Raw genomic sequence first — 17,336 nt, 5'->3', positions numbered from 1 at the left:
GGTGCTCCTGCTCTCGGCCGGGCGGCCTCTCGGCCGGGGGCGGTCTCGTCGACCTCGTTCGTCCCGTCAACCTTATTCGGGGGGAAGCCCTTTTTGCCGACCGGCGGCGGCCGGCCGGTGCCCCAGCCCCCGGCGGCACAGCGCCAGCAGCTTCTCGTCATGGTGGATGTCGTGGTCGCCGGAGCTGCCCTCCGAGACGTTGTGCCTGCGCTGCCGGGCCAGCTCGCTGCGCAGCAGCGGCGCGGCCGGCTGGGCCGCGACGGGCCCCAGCTCGGCGAGGCACTCGGCGATCTCCACCCGCGTGTAACGGTTCTCCCGCCAGGCCGCCACCAGCACCGGCAGCGCCTCCTGTACGTCCCCGGTCACCCGGCACAGCGCCACCGCCGCGTCCACCCGCAGCCACAGGTCCGGTGCCGTCAGGCAGGCGCGCAGCTCCGGCGCCGCCGAGCGGGCCGCCCCGCCGATCGCGCCCACCGCCCACGCCGCCTCCCGCCGCTCGTGCGCGTCCGGCGCCCGCAGCAGGGCTCTGAGTCTCGGCAGTACGGGCCCGGCGTCACCGTCCACCGCCCACAGGGCCCGGGCCGCCATGCTCACCAGCCCCGCCGAGCCGCCGCCCAGCAGCGCCCGCAGGTCCCCGGCCACCTCACGGGCCGCCGGCCCGAACGCCGCCACCGCGCGCAGCGCCGACTCCACCACCCACTCGCGGCGGAAGGCGGGCGCCCCGCGCAGCACCCGCACCACCTCCGGCAGCGCCTCCACCGCCCGCAGGTGCGCCAGCGCCAGCAGCAGCGGCCCCGCCTGCTCGCTCAGCCGGTCGTCCAGCGGCAGCCCGGCCAGCCGCCGCCGAAGCGCGGGCGCGAGCGGCGCGGCCGCCTCCCCCAGGTGCGGCACCGCGTACATCAGGTGCACGTTGAGCTCGGGCTCGTCCAGGGCGCAGGCCAGCGCGGGCACCGCCCGGGCGTCGCCCGCGCGCGTGAGCGCGAGGAGCGCGCTGCCCAGCCACGCCGGGCCGCCCACCCGCTCCGGCTCCCAGGGCGCCGGATCCGCAGCCACCCGCGCCGCCAGCGCGTCGGCGGCCGGGCGCGCCAGCTCGAACAGGCCCTCCAGCCAGGCCGCCGCCGCGGTCCGCAGCCGCGGCTCGGGGTCGGTCAGCTGCGCCCCGACGAGCCGCACCACCTCGTCGTACGCCCCCCGCCACGTCTGGACCAGGCCCCCGCACATCCACACGGCGTCGGCCCGCTGCCCCCAGTCGGGGCTGCGCAGCTGGTACGTGACGAGCCCGATGCGGTCGTCGACCCGGTCGTCCAGGGCGCAGTGCAGCGTCCGCAGCAGGTCGTCCGCCCACGCCGTGCCGCAGCCCGCCCCCGTCCCCGCCCCCGACCCGTGCTCGTCGTACTCCTCCCACGCGTACCCGGCCGGCAACGGGGACCACAGGGCGCGGCCGAACGGCTCGGTCTCCCGGGCCGGCTCCACCTCCAGGGCGGGCCACACCTCCAGCGCGGGCCTCACCTCCAGGGCGGGCTCCGTACGCGGTGTCCGCCGCAGCGCCGCCAGCAGCCCCGTCACCCGCCCCACCACGTCCGACGGCAGCCGCGCGGGCGCGCACCGCGCCAGCTGCGCCAGCGACGCCAGCCGCAGCGCCGGGTCCTGCGCGGCGTCCGTCAGCCAGGCGAGCCACTCGGCGGTCTCGTCGCGCAGCGACTCGTAGCGCAGGGCGATCCGGCCCACCGCCTCGACCAGCGCGAGCCGCACCTCCGTGTCGGTCTCGACGGTCAGCCGCTCCCGCAGCAGCACCAGCACCCGGGCCGGGTCGCCGTGCAGCGAGGCCAGCGCGCCGGGCGCGGCGAGCCGCACCTCGCGGTCCTTGTCGCCCAGCAGCCCGAGGAACACGTCCGACCCGGCGGCGATGGCCGCCGACGCCATCGCGTAGTTGGCCGCGTCCTCGAACCCCTCGTCCTCCGGGTCCAGCGCGGCCACCTCGTCGTCGCCGCCCAGGTCGATGCCGCCGATGCTGGTCAGCAACTCGATGATGCAGCCGCGGTCCTGCACCTCCGGGGAGGCCACCAGCTCCAGCAGGAACGGGATGCAGGCCAGCGTCGAGTCGTACACGTCCCCCTGGTGGTGCACCGTTCCGTACATCCCGTCCAGCGCGGCCTCGCGCTCGGCCGGGTCGCCGGAGGCCAGCCCGCGCAGCAGCGCGGGCACGTCGTCGGCGGGTCCGTAGGCATGACCCAGCGAGGCCCAGTCGACCTCGTCGATCCCCGTGAACATGCCCATCCCTCCCCGTGAACACTGCACTTGGGGGCAATAGTGCACCACACGGGCGGCAACCATGACCTGCCAATCGGACACGCATCGCCACCCTTCCGACACGCGCGGCACGCGGCGCCGAAACCCGCCGTACCGCGTCTTGCCGCCCGTGAGCGGGGCTGTTCCCATGGGCGTGGGGGTGGTGCCGCATGAGCGGACTGCGGGTCACGCCGACCCGCCGGTACGGCCGGGACCGGCTGCACGTCAGCCTGCCCGACGGCCGGGCGGTCGCCTGGTACGACCGGGACAGCGGCCGGATCAGCCTGCTCCAGGACGCGTACGCCGACGCCGTCATGGCGGCCCTCGCACCCTTCGTCACCGGGACCGTCACCATCGGGCCGCCGCCCGTCCCCACCCCCGCCGACCTGCGGCGACTCTCCCTCCACCCCGACGACGACCTGGCCCCCAACCGCCCCGGCGAGGCCCTGCACCTGGCGCTCGGCCGGACCCCGCCGCGCCGCTTCGGGCGCGATCCGCGCCCCGCCGAGCTCGCGGCGCGGCAGCGCGTCGGCGATGCCCTCGACCGGCTGGACCGCGCCGGCTGGCGCGTCCTGCACTCCGTCCCGCTGCCGGGCGCGTCGCACCTGGACCACCTGGCGATCGGCCCCGGCGGGGTGTTCGCGGTCCGCACCCTCGCCGCGCGCGGCCACCGGGTGCGGATCGCCGACCCGGACGTCGTGGTGGGCCGCGCCGAGCCGCGCCCGCACCTGCGGTGGCTGCGCCGCGACGCCGAGCGGGCCGCACATGCCCTGGCCACGGCGGTGCGGCCGCTCCTCGCGGTGGTGGACGCGGCCCGCCTGGACCCGGTCCGTGACGTGCGGGGCCCGCGGGACGTGCGGGTGGTGCGGGACGGCGAGATCCCGTCGCTCGCGGCGCTCGGCGGTGTAGTGAAGCCGGCGGACGTGGAGGCGCTGTACGCGACGGCACGCGACCGCCGCACGTGGGCGGCCGTCTAGGGCCTGCCTTCCGGGTCGAGCGCTAGTCCTTCAGCCTGAGCACCGTCGTCACCGTGTGCCGGGTCGTGCCCGTCGCCACCTCCGCCGTCAGCTCCGGTGGCACGGACCGGTAGGCGACGTCGCCGATGCCGACCGCCTGCGCGGTCGCCGGCTCGCCGGGGGTGAGCTCCCGCAGCGCCGCGCCCGCGCGGGAGCGCAGGACGGGCGGCAGCGGGCTGGAGACCACCGGGACGTCGTCGTCCGGCAGGACCAGCACCAGCGCGGCCGGCCGCTCCCGCGCGCCCGTATACCCGACGACCACCGCGTCCTTGGTGTCGGTGTGCCGGTACTTGCGCCAGACGCGCTTGCCCGGCTTGTACGGCTGGTCGAGCCGCTTGATCACCAGCCCCTCCACGCCGATCTCGGGGAGCGTCTCGTACCAGGTCTCCGCCAGCTCCGGGTCGGTCGTCATCGGCACCGCCTGGATCGGCGGCCCGAGCTCCGCGAGCAGCTCCACCAGCCGTTCGCGCCGCCAGTCGTAGCGCACCTGCCGCAGGTCGGCGCCGTCCGCCGCCAGCACGTCGAAGGCGGCGTACGAGGCGGGCAGCCGCCGCGCGAGCGCGGGGGCGCGGCCGGGCGTGGCGAAGGCCCGGCCCTGGACGGCGGCGAAGTCGGTGCGGCCCTCGCGCCAGACCACCACCTCGCCGTCGAGGACCGTCCCCGCCGGGAGGTGCCGGGCGGCCGCGGCGAGGTCGGGGAACGCGGCGGTGATGATCCGCCCGGAGCGCGCCTGGAGCACCACGTCGTCACCGCTCTGGCGGAAGATCACCATCCGGTGCCCGTCGAACTTCGGTTCGTACGCGAGCCCCGCCTCGCGCGGCAGTGCGCCCACCGTCTCGGCGAGCGCGACCCGCACGGGCGGTCGCAGAGCGGCGGCCGTCGTCATGGCAGGACCCCGGCGCGGTCGGGGTCGAGCAGCGGCGCGAGGAGGTCGCCGTACCGCTGGAGGCGTGGCGCGAGGTCCTCGATGCGGAAGGCGAGCTGCGAGGGGTGGCCGCAGGCCTCGACCTCGTCCCAGGTGACGGGCGTGGAGACGACCGGCTCGCGGCGGGCCCGCAGGGTGTAGGGGGCGGCCGTGGTCTTGGCGGCGGCGTTCTGGCTGTGGTCGACGAAGACCTTGCCGGGCCGCAGCGCCTTGGCCATCCGGTGCACGACCAGCCCGGCGAGCTCCGCCTCCGCCTCGACGGCGAGTTTCTTCGCGTACGCCGAGACCCGCTCGGAGGGCGCGGGCTCCAGCGCCGCGTACAGGTGCAGCCCCTTGGCGCCGGAGGTCTTGGCGTACGCCTCCAGGCCGTCGGCGGCGAGCCGCTCGCGCAGCCAGACGGCGACGTGGCAGCACTCCACGACGGTGGCGGGCGCGCCGGGGTCGAGGTCGAGGACGAGCCGGTCGGCCTCGGCGGGGGCGTCGGCCCGCCACTGCGGGGTGTGGAACTCCACCACCAGGTTGGCCGCCCACATGAGGGAGGCCAGGTCCTCGACGACCACCTGGCGGGTGCCCTTGTCCTCCGTCCGGGGGACGGGCACGGTCCGCACCCAGGCGGGGGTGCCGGGCGGCGGGTTCTTGGTGAAGAACAGCTGGCCGTCGGGGCCGTCGGGGTAGCGCAGGAAGGACAGCGGGCGGCCCTGGAGGTGGGGGAGCAGGCAGGCGGCGGCGGTCGCGTAGTAGTGCAGGATCTCGCCCTTGGTGGTGCCGGTGGCGGGGTGGATGACCTTGTCCAGGTTGCTGAGCGCCAGCCGTCGCCCCTCCACCTCGGTGATCGGCGTCATACGATGAGAATCCCATGAAACCGGGACGAACGGGATGAAAGGGACGAGCCGTGCGGTCCATTTGGAATGGTGCGATTTCCTTTGGCCTGGTCAGCATCCCCATCAAGCTGGTGAACGCCACCGAGAACAAGTCCGTCTCCTTCCGGCAGATCCACGTCGAGGACGGCGGCCGCATCCGCTACCGCAAGGTGTGCGAGCTGGACGGCGAGGAGGTCCAGACGTCGGAGATCGGCAAGGCGTACGAAGAGGCCGACGGCACGATGATCCCCATCACCGACGAGGACCTGTCCGCGCTGCCGCTGCCGACCGCCAAGACGATCGAGATCGTCGCCTTCGTCCCGTCGTCGGAGATCGATCCGCTCCAGATGGACGCGGCGTACTACCTCGCGGCGAACGGCGTCCCGGCCGCCAAGCCCTACACCCTGCTGCGCGAGGCGCTCAAGCGCAGCGACCGGGTCGCCATCGCCAAGTTCGCCCTGCGGGGACGGGAGCGGCTGGGCATGCTGCGCGTCGTCGACGACGTGATCGCCATGCACGGACTGCTCTGGCCGGACGAGATCCGCGCCCCCGAGGGCGTCGCCCCCGACACCGCCGTCACGGTCCGGGACGCCGAACTCGACCTCGCGGACGCCCTGATGGACACGCTCGGCGAGGTCGACATCCACAGCCTCCACGACGACTACCGGGAGGCGGTGGAGGAGCTCATCGCCGCCAAGGCGGAGGGCGGCCTGGAGGTCCCGGCGGAGCCCAAGAAGGAAGGGGGCGGCCAGGTCATCGACCTGATGGCCGCCCTGGAGAACAGCGTCCGCGCCGCCCGCGAGGCCCGCGGCGAGCCCGCCCCCGCCGAGGCCTCGGTGACGGAGCTGTCCCCGCGGCCGCGCAAGAAGGCGCAGGCGGCGCCGAAGGAGACGGGCGCGAAGAAGTCCACCGCGAAGACCGCCAAGTCCGCCGAGTCCGCCGCGAAGAAGCCGGCCGCGTCCCGCAAGTCCACCTCCAAGACCGCGAAGGCGGCGGAGAAGAAGCCGGCGGCGAAGAAGGCCCCCGCCAAGAAGGCGACTCCGCGCAAGCGCTCGGCGTGACGGCGGTCCGGCCCGCGCCCTTCATCCCCTCCGCAGCAGCGTCTCCAGCACCGACTCCAGGTACTCCGGGTCCCGCGGCAGCGCCCCCGGGGCCGCGTGCGTCAGATGGGTGTGACCCAGGTACGAGGTGTAGGCCGGCAGCGCCCGGCGGGCGGCGGCGGCCGGGGGGAAGCCGAGTTCCTCGAAGAGCCGGGAGACGTAGGCGACGCGGCGCTCGGTCACGCGGTGCAGGACCGCGGCGACCTGGGGGTGGTCGGGGGTGGCGAGGAGGGAGACCTCCAGGGGGTTCTCCGCCGCCGAGGCCGTGGCGTTCAGGAACAGCGTGCGCAGCCGCTTCTCCGGGTCGGGCTCGGCGGCGAGCGCGGTGATGACCGCCTCGGTGCCGGTCTCCTCCCAGCGCAGCAGCGCCGCCTCGATCAGCGCCTCCCGGTTGGCGAAGTGCCAGGAGAAGCTGCCTTTCGTCGTGCCCAGGCGCGCGGCGAGCGGCTCCACCGCGACCGCCGCGAGACCGCCCTCGCCGCCCTCGCCGCCCTCGCCGATCGCGGCGAGGGCGGCGTCGGCCCAGTCGCGGGCAGCCAACCGGCGCCGGGCGGCGGGCGGTTGAGAGGCGGTCTGCCGGGGGGGGCGGGGCGTCGTCTCGCGCTCGCGGCGCCTTCCGCCGGGGAGCGCCACCGGAGCCGCGTCACCTCCTGAAGGCGCGGCGCGGCGTCACCTGCTGAACGCCACCGGCAGCGCGCTCACACCGCGTACGAAGTTCGACGCCAGCCGCGGCGCCGGGCCCGTCACCTCGAAGGAGGTCACCTGGGCGCGCAGTTCGGCCAGCATCGCCCGGATCTCCACCCGGGCGAGCTGCGCCCCCAGGCAGAAGTGCGGGCCGAAGCCGAAGGTGACGTGCCGGTTCGGGTCGCGCCCCACGTCGAAGCGGTCCGGGCCGTCGAACGCCTCCTCGTCGAAGTTGGCCGACGCGCACCACAGCGTCACCGCGTCACCCGCCGCGATCCGTGTGCCGTCCCCCAGCTCCGTGTCCGCCGTGGCCGTGCGGCCCACGTGGGCCACCGGCGTCGTCCAGCGCAGGATCTCCTCGGCGGCCGGGCCGACCAGCGACGCGTCCGCCCGCAGCCGCGCCCACTGCTCGGGGTGGGCGGCCAGCGCCAGCAGCCCGCCCGCCATCGACAGCCGGGCCGTCTCGTCCCCGCCGATGATGAGGTTGTAGCAGTTGAGGAGGGTCTCCTCCTCGGTGAGCGGGCGCCCGTCGACCGTGCCGGTCACCAGCAGGCTGACGATGTCGCCGCCGGGCGCCTCGCGCCGCTCGGCCGCCAGCCGCAGGTAGTAGTGCAGGAGCTCGCTCTGCGCGATCCGCACCTCGACGGACGCCGAGGCGCTCTCCTCGCCCAGCATCGCCGCGTTCGTCAGCTCCAGCACCCGCGCCCGGTCCGCCGCCGGCACACCCAGCAGCTCGCAGATCGCCCGCAGCGGCACCTGCGCGGCGACCTCCGCCACGAAGTCGACGGGCTCTCCCGAGCCACTGCGCGTCACCGCCTCCGCCAGCAGCTCCCGCGTCGCGCGCGCGATCGACTCCGTCACCGGCCCCAGCTGCCGGGGCCCGAACCCGCCGGACAGCAGCCGCCGCAGCGCCGCGTGCCGCTCCCCGTCCGTCACCACGAGCATCTTCCCGGCCCCGCGGTCGTACCCCTGGAGGAGCGTGGCCAGCATGTTCCCGCCCTCCGACGAGAACGTCCGCGCGTCGCGCAGCGCCCGCACCACGTCCGCGTGGCGCGTCACCACCCAGAAGCCCGGCACGGCCGCGCCCCGCGCCGGGTCCACGGGCTGCCAGCGCACCGGATCGCGGCGGCGCAACTCCCGCCACACGCCGCGCAGGTCCTCCTCGGCGTGCACGCGCGGATCGAGCAGGTCCACCGCCGCCCGCCCCACGGTCACGCCTCCGCCTCGAACTCGTCCAGCAGCGCCCCGAGTTCGTCGTCCCCGGACCGCAGCTCCACGATCCGGGCCGCCAGCTCGGCGAGCGTCAGCTGCTCCAGGAACAGGTCGATCGGTACGTCGACGCCGAAATCGTCGCTCATCCGGGACACCAGGTGCACGGCGGTCAGCGAGTCGCCACCCGCCTCGAAGTACGTCCGGTCCAAGGCCGCTTCGGACGCGTCGAGCCCCAGCGCCTCCCGCAGCGCCCCCGCCACCGCCGCCTCCAGGTCCCCTTCCGGATCCGCCTCCGGTGCGGCGGGCTGTGGTACGGGTCGGTCGAGCGTGAGCGCGCCGTGGCTCTCGCCCGCGAACGGGTACGTCGGCAGGCTCACCCGCCGCGTGCCCTCCGCCGCCTGGGGCCAGGCCACCTCCCCGCCCGCCAGCCACGTCTCGCCCAGCGGATGCGGGTCCCGCACCCCGGCGGCCAGCTTCTCCGCGGCCTCGGCCGGGCCGGAGGCGACGACGTACGTCCGCACCGGCAGGGCGGTGCGCCCGGTGCGCAGGGTGTGCGCCACCTCGGCGAGCGACGAGGTCGCGCCCTCCGTGCGCAGCCACTCCGCCAAGCGCCCGGCGAGCACCTGGAGTTGCCCCTCGGTCCGGGCCGACAGCGGCAGGACGAACGGACCACCGCCAGGGGCGGGTGCCGGGGCCGGTCGCGGCGGCGCCTCCTCCAGCACCACGTGCACGTTCGTCCCGCCGATGCCGACCGACGTCACGCCCGCCAGCCGGCCCGAGCCGTCCGCCGGGCGCGGCCACGCGGCGCCCGCCTCCGTGACCAGCCGGAACGGCGACGACTCCAGGTCCGGATGGGGCGACTCGACGTTGACCGTCGGCGCCAGCGCGCCGTGCTCCAGCATCAGCACCGTCTTGATGAGGGCGGCCACCCCCGCCGCCGCGTCCAGGTGTCCGATGTTCGACTTGACCGACCCCAGTCGCACGCCGGACGCCCCGGCGAACGCCGCGCCCGCCGCCGCCAGTTCGATCCGGTCGCCGAGCTCCGTGCCCGTCCCGTGCGCCTCCAGGTACTGCACCCGCGCCGGGTCCAGGCCGGCCGCCTCCCACGCCTCCGCGATCGCCGCCGTCTGCCGGTCCACGCCCGGGGCCGTGAACCCGACCTTCGTCGCGCCGTCGTTCGTCACCGCCGAGCCGCGCAGCACCGCGCGCACCGGGTCGCCGTCCGCCAGCGCGTCCTCCAGGCGCCGCAGGACGACCACGCCGACGCCGTTGCCGGGCACGGTCCCCGCCGCCTTCTCGTCGAAGGGCCGGCACCTCCCGTCCGGCGCGTAGATCCCACCGTCGACGTGGACGTACCCCCGGGGCCGTACGGCGTCGACCGAGACGCCGCCCGCGAGCGCGGTGTCGCACTCGCCCAGCAGCAGCGCCTGCGCCGCCAGGTGCACGGCGGTCAGCGACGTCGAACACGCCGTCTGGACGTTCATGCTCGGCCCGTCGAGCCCCAGCCGGTACGAGATCCACGGCGCCAGGAACTCCCGGTCGGTGAGGATCCGCACCTGCGTCGCGCCGATCCGGGCCGCCGACTCGCGGTCGGTGGCGGCGGCCAGCGCGTGCTCGGTGGGCGAGCCGCCGACGTACACGCCCGTGCGGGCGGGCGCCCGCAGCGGGTCGTACCCCGCGTCCTCCAGCGCCGCCCACGCCGTCTCCAGCAGCAGCCGGTGCTGCGGGTCGAGCACGGCGGCCTCGGTGCGGTGGAAGCCGAAGAGGTCCGCCTCGAAGCGGTCGGCGTCCGCGAGGAGGCCCTTGGTGCCGACCTCGCCCGCCGGGGCGTCGAAGTCCGTGAGCGAGCAGACGCCGCCCCGGAGGTTCGCCCAGTAGGCGGCCAGGTCGGGGGCGCCGGGGAAGCGCCCGCTCATGCCGACGACGGCTATCGCGCCTTCGGGAACCTGCTGGTCCATCGTTCAGTGGCCTTTCCGGTTGCTGCGGAGCCTTCGTGCGGTGGCGGCGCGGTCCCGCCGCGTGGACGTCCCGCGGGCCGGCCGTGCGCCGCCGTCCAGGTGCGCGGCGAGCGCGGCGACCGTCGGGTGCCGGAAGAGGTCGACGAGGGTCAGCGCGTCCTCGCCGTACCCGGCGCGGCGCAGGGCCGCCAGGACGGCCAGCAGCCGTACCGAATTGCCGCCCAGTTCGAAGAAGTTGTCGTGCACGCCCACCCGGTCGAGCGTCAGCACCCGCGCCCACACCTCCGCGACGCGGCGCTCGGTGTCCCCGCCCGGCGCGGCGTACGACTCCGCCAACGGCGGCCGTTCGGCCGGGGGTTCGGGCAGGGCGGCCCGGTCGATCTTGCCGGAGCGGTTCAGCGGAAGCCCGTCCAGGCGCACGAAGACCTCGGGCACCATGTAGCCGGGCAGCCGCTCCGCCAGCCGGGCGCGCAGCGCCTCGTCGGGCGCGTCCCCGACGACGTACGCCACCAGCCGGTCACCGCGCACGGCCGCGGCCGCCATCACCACCCCGTCCACGCCCGCCAGCAGCGCCTCGACCTCGCCGAGCTCGACGCGGAAGCCGCGCAGCTTCACCTGCGCGTCGCTCCGCCCGAGGTAGTGCAGCACCCCGTGCGCGTCGATCCGGCCCAGGTCCCCGGTGCGGTACATGCGGGTGCCGGGCGGACCGTACGGGTCGGCGACGAACCGCTCGGCGGTCATGCCGGGGCGGCCGATGTAGCCGCGCGCCAGCGAGGCCCCGGCCACGTACACCTCGCCCGTGACCCCGACGGGCACCGGCCGCAGCCGCGCGTCCAGCACGTAGGTGCGGGCGCCGGGTACGGCGTGCCCGATGACGACCGGCTCGCGGGGGCGCAGCTCGGCGGTGGTGGAGTACACGGTGGCCTCGCTGGGCCCGTACGCGTTGACGATCCGCCGCCCGGGCGCGGCCAGCCGCTCCACCAGCTCCGCCGGGCACGCCTCCCCGCCGACGGCGAGCGTCCGCAGCCGGGGCAGCGCGCCCCCCGCCCCCTCGGGCAGCATCATCGCGGCGGACGGCGGCAGGAACACGTAGGTGATCCCGCTGTCCCGCAACCGGGCGAACAGCCCGTCCCCGAGCCGCTCGTGCTCCTGCGCGACGTGCAGCTCGGCCCCCGCGACCCACGGGAAGAACAGGTCGGAGACGGCCACGTCGAACCCGAACGACACGAACTGCAGCACCCGGTCCTCGGCCGTGACCGGGAACACCGGCCGCACGGCGACGGCCAGGTTCACCAGCGCCCGGTGCGCCACGGCCACGCCCTTGGGCACGCCGGTGGAGCCGGAGGTGTAGAGGACGTACGCGAGGTCGTCGGGCCCGGGTGCGGGCGCCGGGGCTTCGCCCCGGGCCCCGCCGGCCGCCTGGGCTTCGCCCGGCGGCGCGGGCGGGTCTACGGCGGGTGGCTTCGCCACAGCCGCCCCGGCCGGGCCTTCGGCCGCCGCGAAGCGGGCGGCATGCGCCGACGCCGCGGTGCCGGCCCCTCGGGCGCCGCCCGGGCCGGGGCTCTCGGCCCTCTGGCCCGAACTCGCCTCCCCGTCCGGCTCGTCGACGCGCAGCGCCCGCACCCCCAGGTCCCGGTCCGCCGTCCCCGCCGCCACCAGCAGCAGCGACATGCCCGAGTCCCCGGCCATGTAGCGCAGCCGCGCGTCCGGGTTCGCCGGGTCCAGGGGGACGTACGCGGCGCCCGCGCGCAGGACCGCGAGGGCCGCGACCGCCATGTCCGCCGAGCGCGGCAGCAGCAGGCCGACGCGGACGCCGGGGCGGGCGCCCTCGGCGCGGAGCCGGGAGGCCAGGGCGTCGGCGCGGGCCAGCAGCTGGCGGTAGGTGAGGCGGACCTCGCCGCAGACGAGGGCCGTGGCGTCCGGGCGCTCGGCCGCGCGGTCCGCGACCAGGTCCGGCACCAGGCGGTCCACGCAAGCCGCCTCGGCCGTACGGTCGGCCGCCGCCAGTACCCGGGCGCGCTCGTCCGCCGGGACGGCGTCCAGCAGGGACAGCGGCACGTCGGGCCGGGCCAGGGCGCTCGACAGCAGCGTCTCGAAGGACCGCGCCCACGCGCGTACCGTCGCCGCGTCGAACAGCCCCGCGCGGTAGATGAACTGCGCCGCCAGCTCCTCCCCCCACCGCTCCACGTGCAGGTGCAGGTCGAACTTGGCCGCCTCCACCTCCACCTCGGCACGCGAGACCTCCGCGCCCGCCAGCGCCACCGACAGCTCGGTGTCGTCGTCGTACGCGAACACCACCTGCACCACCGGGTCGTGGCTGGTCTCCCGGGCCGGCGCGACCGCGTCGACGACCGCCTCGAACGGCGCGTCCTCGTAGGGCCGGCCCGCCACCAGCCGCTCGCGCAGCCGGGCGACCAGCTCGCCGTACGAGGGGTCGCCGGACAGGTCGACGCGCAGCGCCAGCGTGTTGGTGAGCATGCCGACCGTCTCCTGGAGCTCGGGCCGGTCACGCCCCGACACCGGGAACCCGATCACCAGGTCCTCGCGCCCCGAAAGCCGCCCCAGGAACGCCGCGTACACCGCGAACAGCCCCATGAAGGGCGTGGCCCCGCGCGTCCGGGCCACGGCCGCCAGCCGCTCCCGCACCACCGCGCCGATCCGGAACCGCACGCTCCCGCCCGCCGCCGACCGCACCGCCGCGCGCGGCCGGTCCAGCGGCAGCGCCACCGTGCCGGGCGCCCCGCGCAGCTGCTCGGCCCAGTGCGCCACGGCCCGGTCGTACGCGCCCTCCTCCATCCGCTCGCGCTGCCAGGCCGCGTAGTCGGGGTACTGCAGCGGCGGTTCGGGCAGCGCGTCGGGGCCGGCGCCGGACGGCACCCCCTTCACCTCCGCCTCGTACGCCGCCGACAGGTCCCGCAGGAGCACCTGGAGCGACCAGCCGTCGCACACCAGGTGGTGGGCGACGAGCAGCACCCGGTGCGAGCCGTCGTCCAGCACGTACACGGTGGCGCGCAGCAGCGGCCCGGCCGCCGTGTCGAACGGCCGCGCCGCCTCCGCCCGTATCCGCGCGTCCGCCTCGCCCGCCGGGACGCCGGTCTCCACCCGCACCGCCGCCCGGCCGGCCGACGCGACGATCTGTACGGGCGCGCCCTCCGACATCCGGAAGACGGTGCGCAGCGCCTCGTGCCGCGCCACCAGCGCGTCCATCGCGCGGCGGAAGGCGGCCACGTCGAAGGGGCCGCGCACGGTGAAGGCGGCGGGCACGTTGTACTGCGCGGAGCCCGGGTCCAGCTGGTCCAGGACGAGCAGCCGGCTCTGCGCGTCCGAGACCGGGAACTCGTACTCCTCCACCTCGTCCAGCTCTTCCGGATCCGTCACGACTTCCCCCGTAGTACGTCGTCGAGGACGGCGGCGACGGCCGCCGCCGGTCCCGCGTCCAGCACCTCGCTGTGGGCGCAGTCCAGTTCGTGGACGTCCAGCGCCGCCGCCCACGGCCGCCACGCCGCCGCCTTCTCCTCCGTCGTCGCCTCGGCCGCGCGCGTCGCCGAGAAGAGCGTCACCCGCCCGTCGTACGGCGACGGCCGCCAGGCGCGCGCCAGCCGGATGTGGTGGACCAACGAGTCCGCCACGGCCGCGAGCCGCGCGTCGTCGAACCCGGCGAGGACGCCGTCCCCGTCGCGTACGCGCGCGAACACCTCGGCCCGGACCAGCGGTCCCGCGCCCGGCGGCACCTGGTTGTTGCGCAGCAGCAGCCGCAGCGCCTCCCGCTCGACGGCCGCCGGGTCGAGCGGCCCGGCCGCCGCCGGCTTCGGCATCGCGTCCAGCACCGCCAGCAGTCCCACCTCCTCGCCCGCCCGCCGCAGCCGGACGGCCATCTCGTGGGCGAGCGCCCCGCCGAAGGAACGCCCGGCGAGGAGGTACGGGCCGTGCGGCCGCACGGCGCGGATCCGCTCGACGTACCCCTCCGCCATCGCGCCCAGATCGGCGGGCAGGTCCGTCCCGCCGCGCATGGCCGGGGACTGGAGGGCGAGGACCGGGACGCCGGGGGAGAGGTGCGGCAGCAGCGCCGTGTACGCCCAGCCGAGGCCGAAGCCCGGGTGCACGCAGAACAGCGGCGTACGGTCCGGCCGCCCGGGGCGCAGGGTGACCAGCGGCCCGAACCCGTCGTCGGCGTCCCGGCCGAGGCGGTCGGCGAGCGCGGCCGGGGACGGGGCCTCGAACAGCGCGGCGAGGGGGACGCGGACGCCGAGCGCCGTCTCGATCCGCGAGGCCAGCCGGAGCGCGAGCAGCGAGTGGCCGCCGCGCGCGAAGAAGTCGTCGTCGGGGCCGACCGCGTCCACGCCGAGCACCTCGGCGAACAGCGCGCACAGCGCCGCCTCCCGCCCGGGCCGGGGCGCGCGGCGCGATTCCGCCGGTGCCCCGGGCTCCGGCAGCGCCGCCCGGTCCACCTTGCCGTGCGCCGTCAGCGGTACGGCGTCGACGCGCGCCCACAGCGACGGCACCAGGTGCCGCGGCAGGGCCCGCGCCGCCTCCTGCCGTACGGCGCTCAGCGCGGCGCCCGGCGCGAGGACGACGTGCGCGGCGAGCACCTTGCCGCCGCCACCACTGCCGCCGTCCGGACCCGTTGCCCGAGCGGTGACGACCGCGCGGACGACCCCGGCGCAGCGCCCCAGCGCCGCCTCGACCTCCGCGGGCTCGACGCGGAAGCCCCGCACCTTGACCTGCGCGTCGGCGCGGCCCTCGAACTCCAGCACCCCGTCGGGGCGGCGCCGCACCAGGTCCCCGGTGCGGTACATGCGGGCGCCGGGCGGCCCGTACGGGTCGGCGACGAACCGCTCGGCGGTGAGCCCGGGCCGGTGCAGGTAGCCGCGCGCGAGACCGGCCCCGGCGACGTACAGCTCGCCGATGGTGCCGTCCGGGACGGGGCGCAGGGCGGCGTCGAGGACGTACGTACGGGTCCGGTCGAGGGGCCGCCCGATGCCCTCGGGCCCGGCGGTGGCGAACACGGTGGTCTCGGTGGGCCCGTACCCGATGACGACCCGGGTGCCGGGACAGGCCTCCCGTACGCGGCGTACGGCCTCCGGTGCCACGACGTCGCCGCCGGCCCACACCTCGCGCAGACCGGACAGCACCTCGGGCGCGACGTCGGCGACCACGCGGAACAGCTCGGCGGTCAGCCACAGCGCGGTGACGCCCTCGTCGGGCAGCAACCGCTCGAGGAGGCCGGGCGTGACCGGCTCCGGGGGCGCGAGGACGACGGTCCCGCCGGTGAGGAGCGGCACCCACACCTCGTAGGTGGCGGCGTCGAAGGTGTGCGCGCTGTGGAACAGCACGCGGCGGTGGGCCCCGCCCTCGAAGCGCCGGTCGGCGGCGAGTTCGACGATCGCGCGGTGGGGGACGACCACGCCCTTCGGCTCGCCGCTGGAGCCCGAGGTGTACATGACGCAGGCGGCGTCGTCGGGGGCGGGAGCCGGTGAGGAAACGGCAGCCTCCGCAGCGCCCGGCGCGTCGAGGCGGAGTTCGGCCACCTCGCGCGGCAGCCACGGCGTGGGGCCCGCCGTCACGGCGAGGCGCGCCCCCGAGGAGGCCAGGAGCCGGCTGAGACGGGCGGACGGCTGGGCCGGGTCCAGGGGGAGGTACGCGGCGCCCGCCTTGACCACCGCCAACTGCGCCACCACCAGCCCCGGCGAGCGCGGCAGCGGCAGCGCCACGGTGTCGCCCCGCCGGACCCCGGAAGCGGCCAGGCGCCCGGCGAGCGCGTCCGAGGCGGCCGCCAGCTCGGCGTACGAGAGCGCGCCGTCGGGGGCGCGCAGCGCCACCGCCCCGGGGGCGCGCGAGACCTGGTGCGCGAACCGCTCCACCACCGTCGCCGGTTCGGCGGGCGGACGCGCCGGCCCCGCCTCCGCCGCCCGCAGCGCGGCGCGCTCCTCGGGCGGCAGGATGTCCAGCCGGGCCACCGGGCGGCCCGGGTCGCCCGCGAGCTCCTCCAGGGCGTGCGCCAGCCGCGCCGCCACCGCGCCGGGCGCGATGCCCCGGCGGCAGCCGATGCGCAGCAGCATGTGCTCGCCCGCGACGACGGCCACGGTCACCGGGTAGTGGGTGGCGTCCACCGCCTCGACGAGGCTCACGGCGGCGGCACCGTCCGCGCCGGAGCGCGGGAAGTTCTCGAACGCCAGCACCGTGTCGAAGAGGTCCCCGGCCCCCGCCTCCCGCTGCACCTCCGCGAGCCGCACGTGGTGGTACGGCGCGAGGCGCAGCTGCTCGGTCTGGAGGCGGGCCAGCAGCCCGCCCACCGGCTCGCGGTCGCGCAGCCGTACCCGTACCGGCAGCGTGTTGACGAAGAGGCCCACCATCCTCTCCACGCCCGGCAGGTCGTGCGGCCGGCCGGAGACCACGGCCCCGAACACCACGTCACGCGCGCCGCCGCCCGTCATGCGGTGCAGGACCAGTGCCCAGGCGGCCTGGACGACGGTGTTGACGGTGACCCCGCACGCGGCGGCCCGCCGCGCCACCGCGGCCGTGAGCGCGGCGGAGAGCTCCACGTCGTGGACCTCGGCCGCGTCGGCGGGGCCGGACGGGGACAGCAGCCGGGGCCGCTCCAGGCCCGCCAGCGCCTCGCGCCACGCCGCACGCGCCGCGTCGGCGTCCTGCCGCCGCAGCCAGGCCAGGTAGTCCCGGTAGGGGACGGGCGGCGGCAGCGGCCCGCCGGCGCAGAGCGCGGCCAGGTCGCGTTCCAGGAGCGGCAGCGACCAGCCGTCGAGGAGCAGGTGATGGAAGGTCAGGACGAGGTCGCGGCCCGCCACCAGGGCACCCCGCACCAGCGGCGGCCGCCGCACGTCGAACCGCCGCGCCCGCTCCTCGGCCATCACCTCCCGTACGTCCCCGTCGGCGACCTCCCGCCACTCGACCGCCACCTCGCGCGGGATCAGCTGCACCGGCTGCGCCAGCCGCTCGTGCCGGAAGCCCGCCTTCAGGTTCGGGTGCCGCTCCAGCAGCGCCGCCACGGCCTGCCGCACCGGGACCGGGGTGCCGCAGGCGACCCGGAAGCGCGCCTGCACCACGTACGGGTCCGGCTCGCCGTCCCCGGCGTCCCGTACGGCGTGGAAGTACAGCCCCTCCTGCGCGGGCGCCAGCGGCAGGACGTCCGCGATCCGCCCGCCGCCGGACCCGCCGTCGGCTGTGGGGCCGGACCGGCTGCTGTGGGTCCCGCCGACGGTTGCCGGGCCGGACCGGCCGTCGGCTGTCGGGCCGGACCGGCCGCCGTGGCCCCTGCTGCCGGCCATCGGGCCGGA

General features: G+C 76.8%; 10 protein-coding genes. 2 read left to right on the top strand and 8 right to left on the bottom strand.

All coding sequences use genetic code 11. The features are described 5' to 3' along the window. Positions 1-72: 72 nt before the first annotated feature. Entirely contained in the window at positions 73-2,271 is a 2,199-nt protein-coding gene (locus AC07FJ_RS11110; RefSeq protein WP_479047652.1) for a PBS lyase, read from the bottom strand. Between the two features lie 188 nt (positions 2,272-2,459). On the opposite strand from AC07FJ_RS11110, the gene AC07FJ_RS11105 reads away from it, so the two are divergent. After that, complete coding sequence (locus tag AC07FJ_RS11105) at positions 2,460-3,266, top strand: nuclease-related domain-containing protein (RefSeq protein WP_479047651.1); 807 nt, start codon at positions 2,460-2,462, stop codon at positions 3,264-3,266. 22 nt (positions 3,267-3,288) lie between these two features. Here the strand turns inward: AC07FJ_RS11105 and AC07FJ_RS11100 are convergent, their stop codons facing one another. Continuing rightward, a complete protein-coding gene (locus tag AC07FJ_RS11100) occupies positions 3,289-4,191 on the bottom strand; it encodes an ATP-dependent DNA ligase (RefSeq protein ID WP_479047648.1) in 903 nt (300 codons plus the stop codon). Continuing rightward, a complete protein-coding gene (ligD, locus tag AC07FJ_RS11095) occupies positions 4,188-5,072 on the bottom strand; it encodes a non-homologous end-joining DNA ligase (RefSeq protein WP_479047646.1) in 885 nt (294 codons plus the stop codon). The genes AC07FJ_RS11100 and ligD overlap by 4 nt, the downstream gene beginning before the upstream one ends. A 50-nt stretch (positions 5,073-5,122) precedes the next feature. Between ligD and ku the strand changes: the two genes are divergently transcribed. Then, a complete protein-coding gene (gene ku, locus AC07FJ_RS11090; protein ID WP_479047643.1) occupies positions 5,123-6,151 on the top strand; it encodes a non-homologous end joining protein Ku in 1,029 nt (342 codons plus the stop codon). A gap of 21 nt (positions 6,152-6,172) precedes the next feature. Here the strand turns inward: ku and AC07FJ_RS11085 are convergent, their stop codons facing one another. From AC07FJ_RS11085 to AC07FJ_RS11065, 5 genes are all read right to left on the bottom strand, one after another. Continuing rightward, complete coding sequence (locus tag AC07FJ_RS11085; RefSeq protein WP_479047641.1) at positions 6,173-6,730, bottom strand: TetR/AcrR family transcriptional regulator; 558 nt, start codon at positions 6,728-6,730, stop codon at positions 6,173-6,175. Between the two features lie 129 nt (positions 6,731-6,859). Then, on the bottom strand, positions 6,860-8,089 hold the full coding sequence (locus AC07FJ_RS11080; RefSeq protein WP_479047639.1) for a cytochrome P450: 1,230 nt from the start codon (positions 8,087-8,089) through the stop codon (positions 6,860-6,862). Then, a complete protein-coding gene (locus AC07FJ_RS11075; protein ID WP_479047638.1) occupies positions 8,086-10,044 on the bottom strand; it encodes a beta-ketoacyl synthase N-terminal-like domain-containing protein in 1,959 nt (652 codons plus the stop codon). The genes AC07FJ_RS11080 and AC07FJ_RS11075 overlap by 4 nt, the downstream gene beginning before the upstream one ends. A 3-nt stretch (positions 10,045-10,047) precedes the next feature. Further along, positions 10,048-13,422, bottom strand: coding sequence for a non-ribosomal peptide synthetase (locus AC07FJ_RS11070; RefSeq protein WP_479047635.1), 3,375 nt, complete (start codon positions 13,420-13,422; stop codon positions 10,048-10,050). Continuing rightward, entirely contained in the window at positions 13,419-17,327 is a 3,909-nt protein-coding gene (locus AC07FJ_RS11065; protein WP_479047633.1) for an amino acid adenylation domain-containing protein, read from the bottom strand. The genes AC07FJ_RS11070 and AC07FJ_RS11065 overlap by 4 nt, the downstream gene beginning before the upstream one ends. Between the last annotated feature and the right edge of the window lie 9 nt (positions 17,328-17,336).

The sequence above is a fragment of the Streptomyces sp. NPDC045998 genome (assembly GCF_056430285.1).
This window is presented reverse-complemented; position numbering and strand designations above follow the sequence as displayed.

Coding starts and splice junctions, on each gene's coding strand:
- AC07FJ_RS11110 (WP_479047652.1), bottom strand. CDS start 2,271: ATGTTCACGGGGATCGACGAGGTCGACTGGGCCTCGCTGGGTCATGCC.
- AC07FJ_RS11105 (WP_479047651.1), top strand. CDS start 2,460: ATGAGCGGACTGCGGGTCACGCCGACCCGCCGGTACGGCCGGGACCGG.
- AC07FJ_RS11100 (WP_479047648.1), bottom strand. CDS start 4,191: ATGACGACGGCCGCCGCTCTGCGACCGCCCGTGCGGGTCGCGCTCGCC.
- ligD (WP_479047646.1), bottom strand. CDS start 5,072: ATGACGCCGATCACCGAGGTGGAGGGGCGACGGCTGGCGCTCAGCAAC.
- AC07FJ_RS11075 (WP_479047638.1), bottom strand. CDS start 10,044: ATGGACCAGCAGGTTCCCGAAGGCGCGATAGCCGTCGTCGGCATGAGC.
- AC07FJ_RS11065 (WP_479047633.1), bottom strand. CDS start 17,327: ATGGCCGGCAGCAGGGGCCACGGCGGCCGGTCCGGCCCGACAGCCGAC.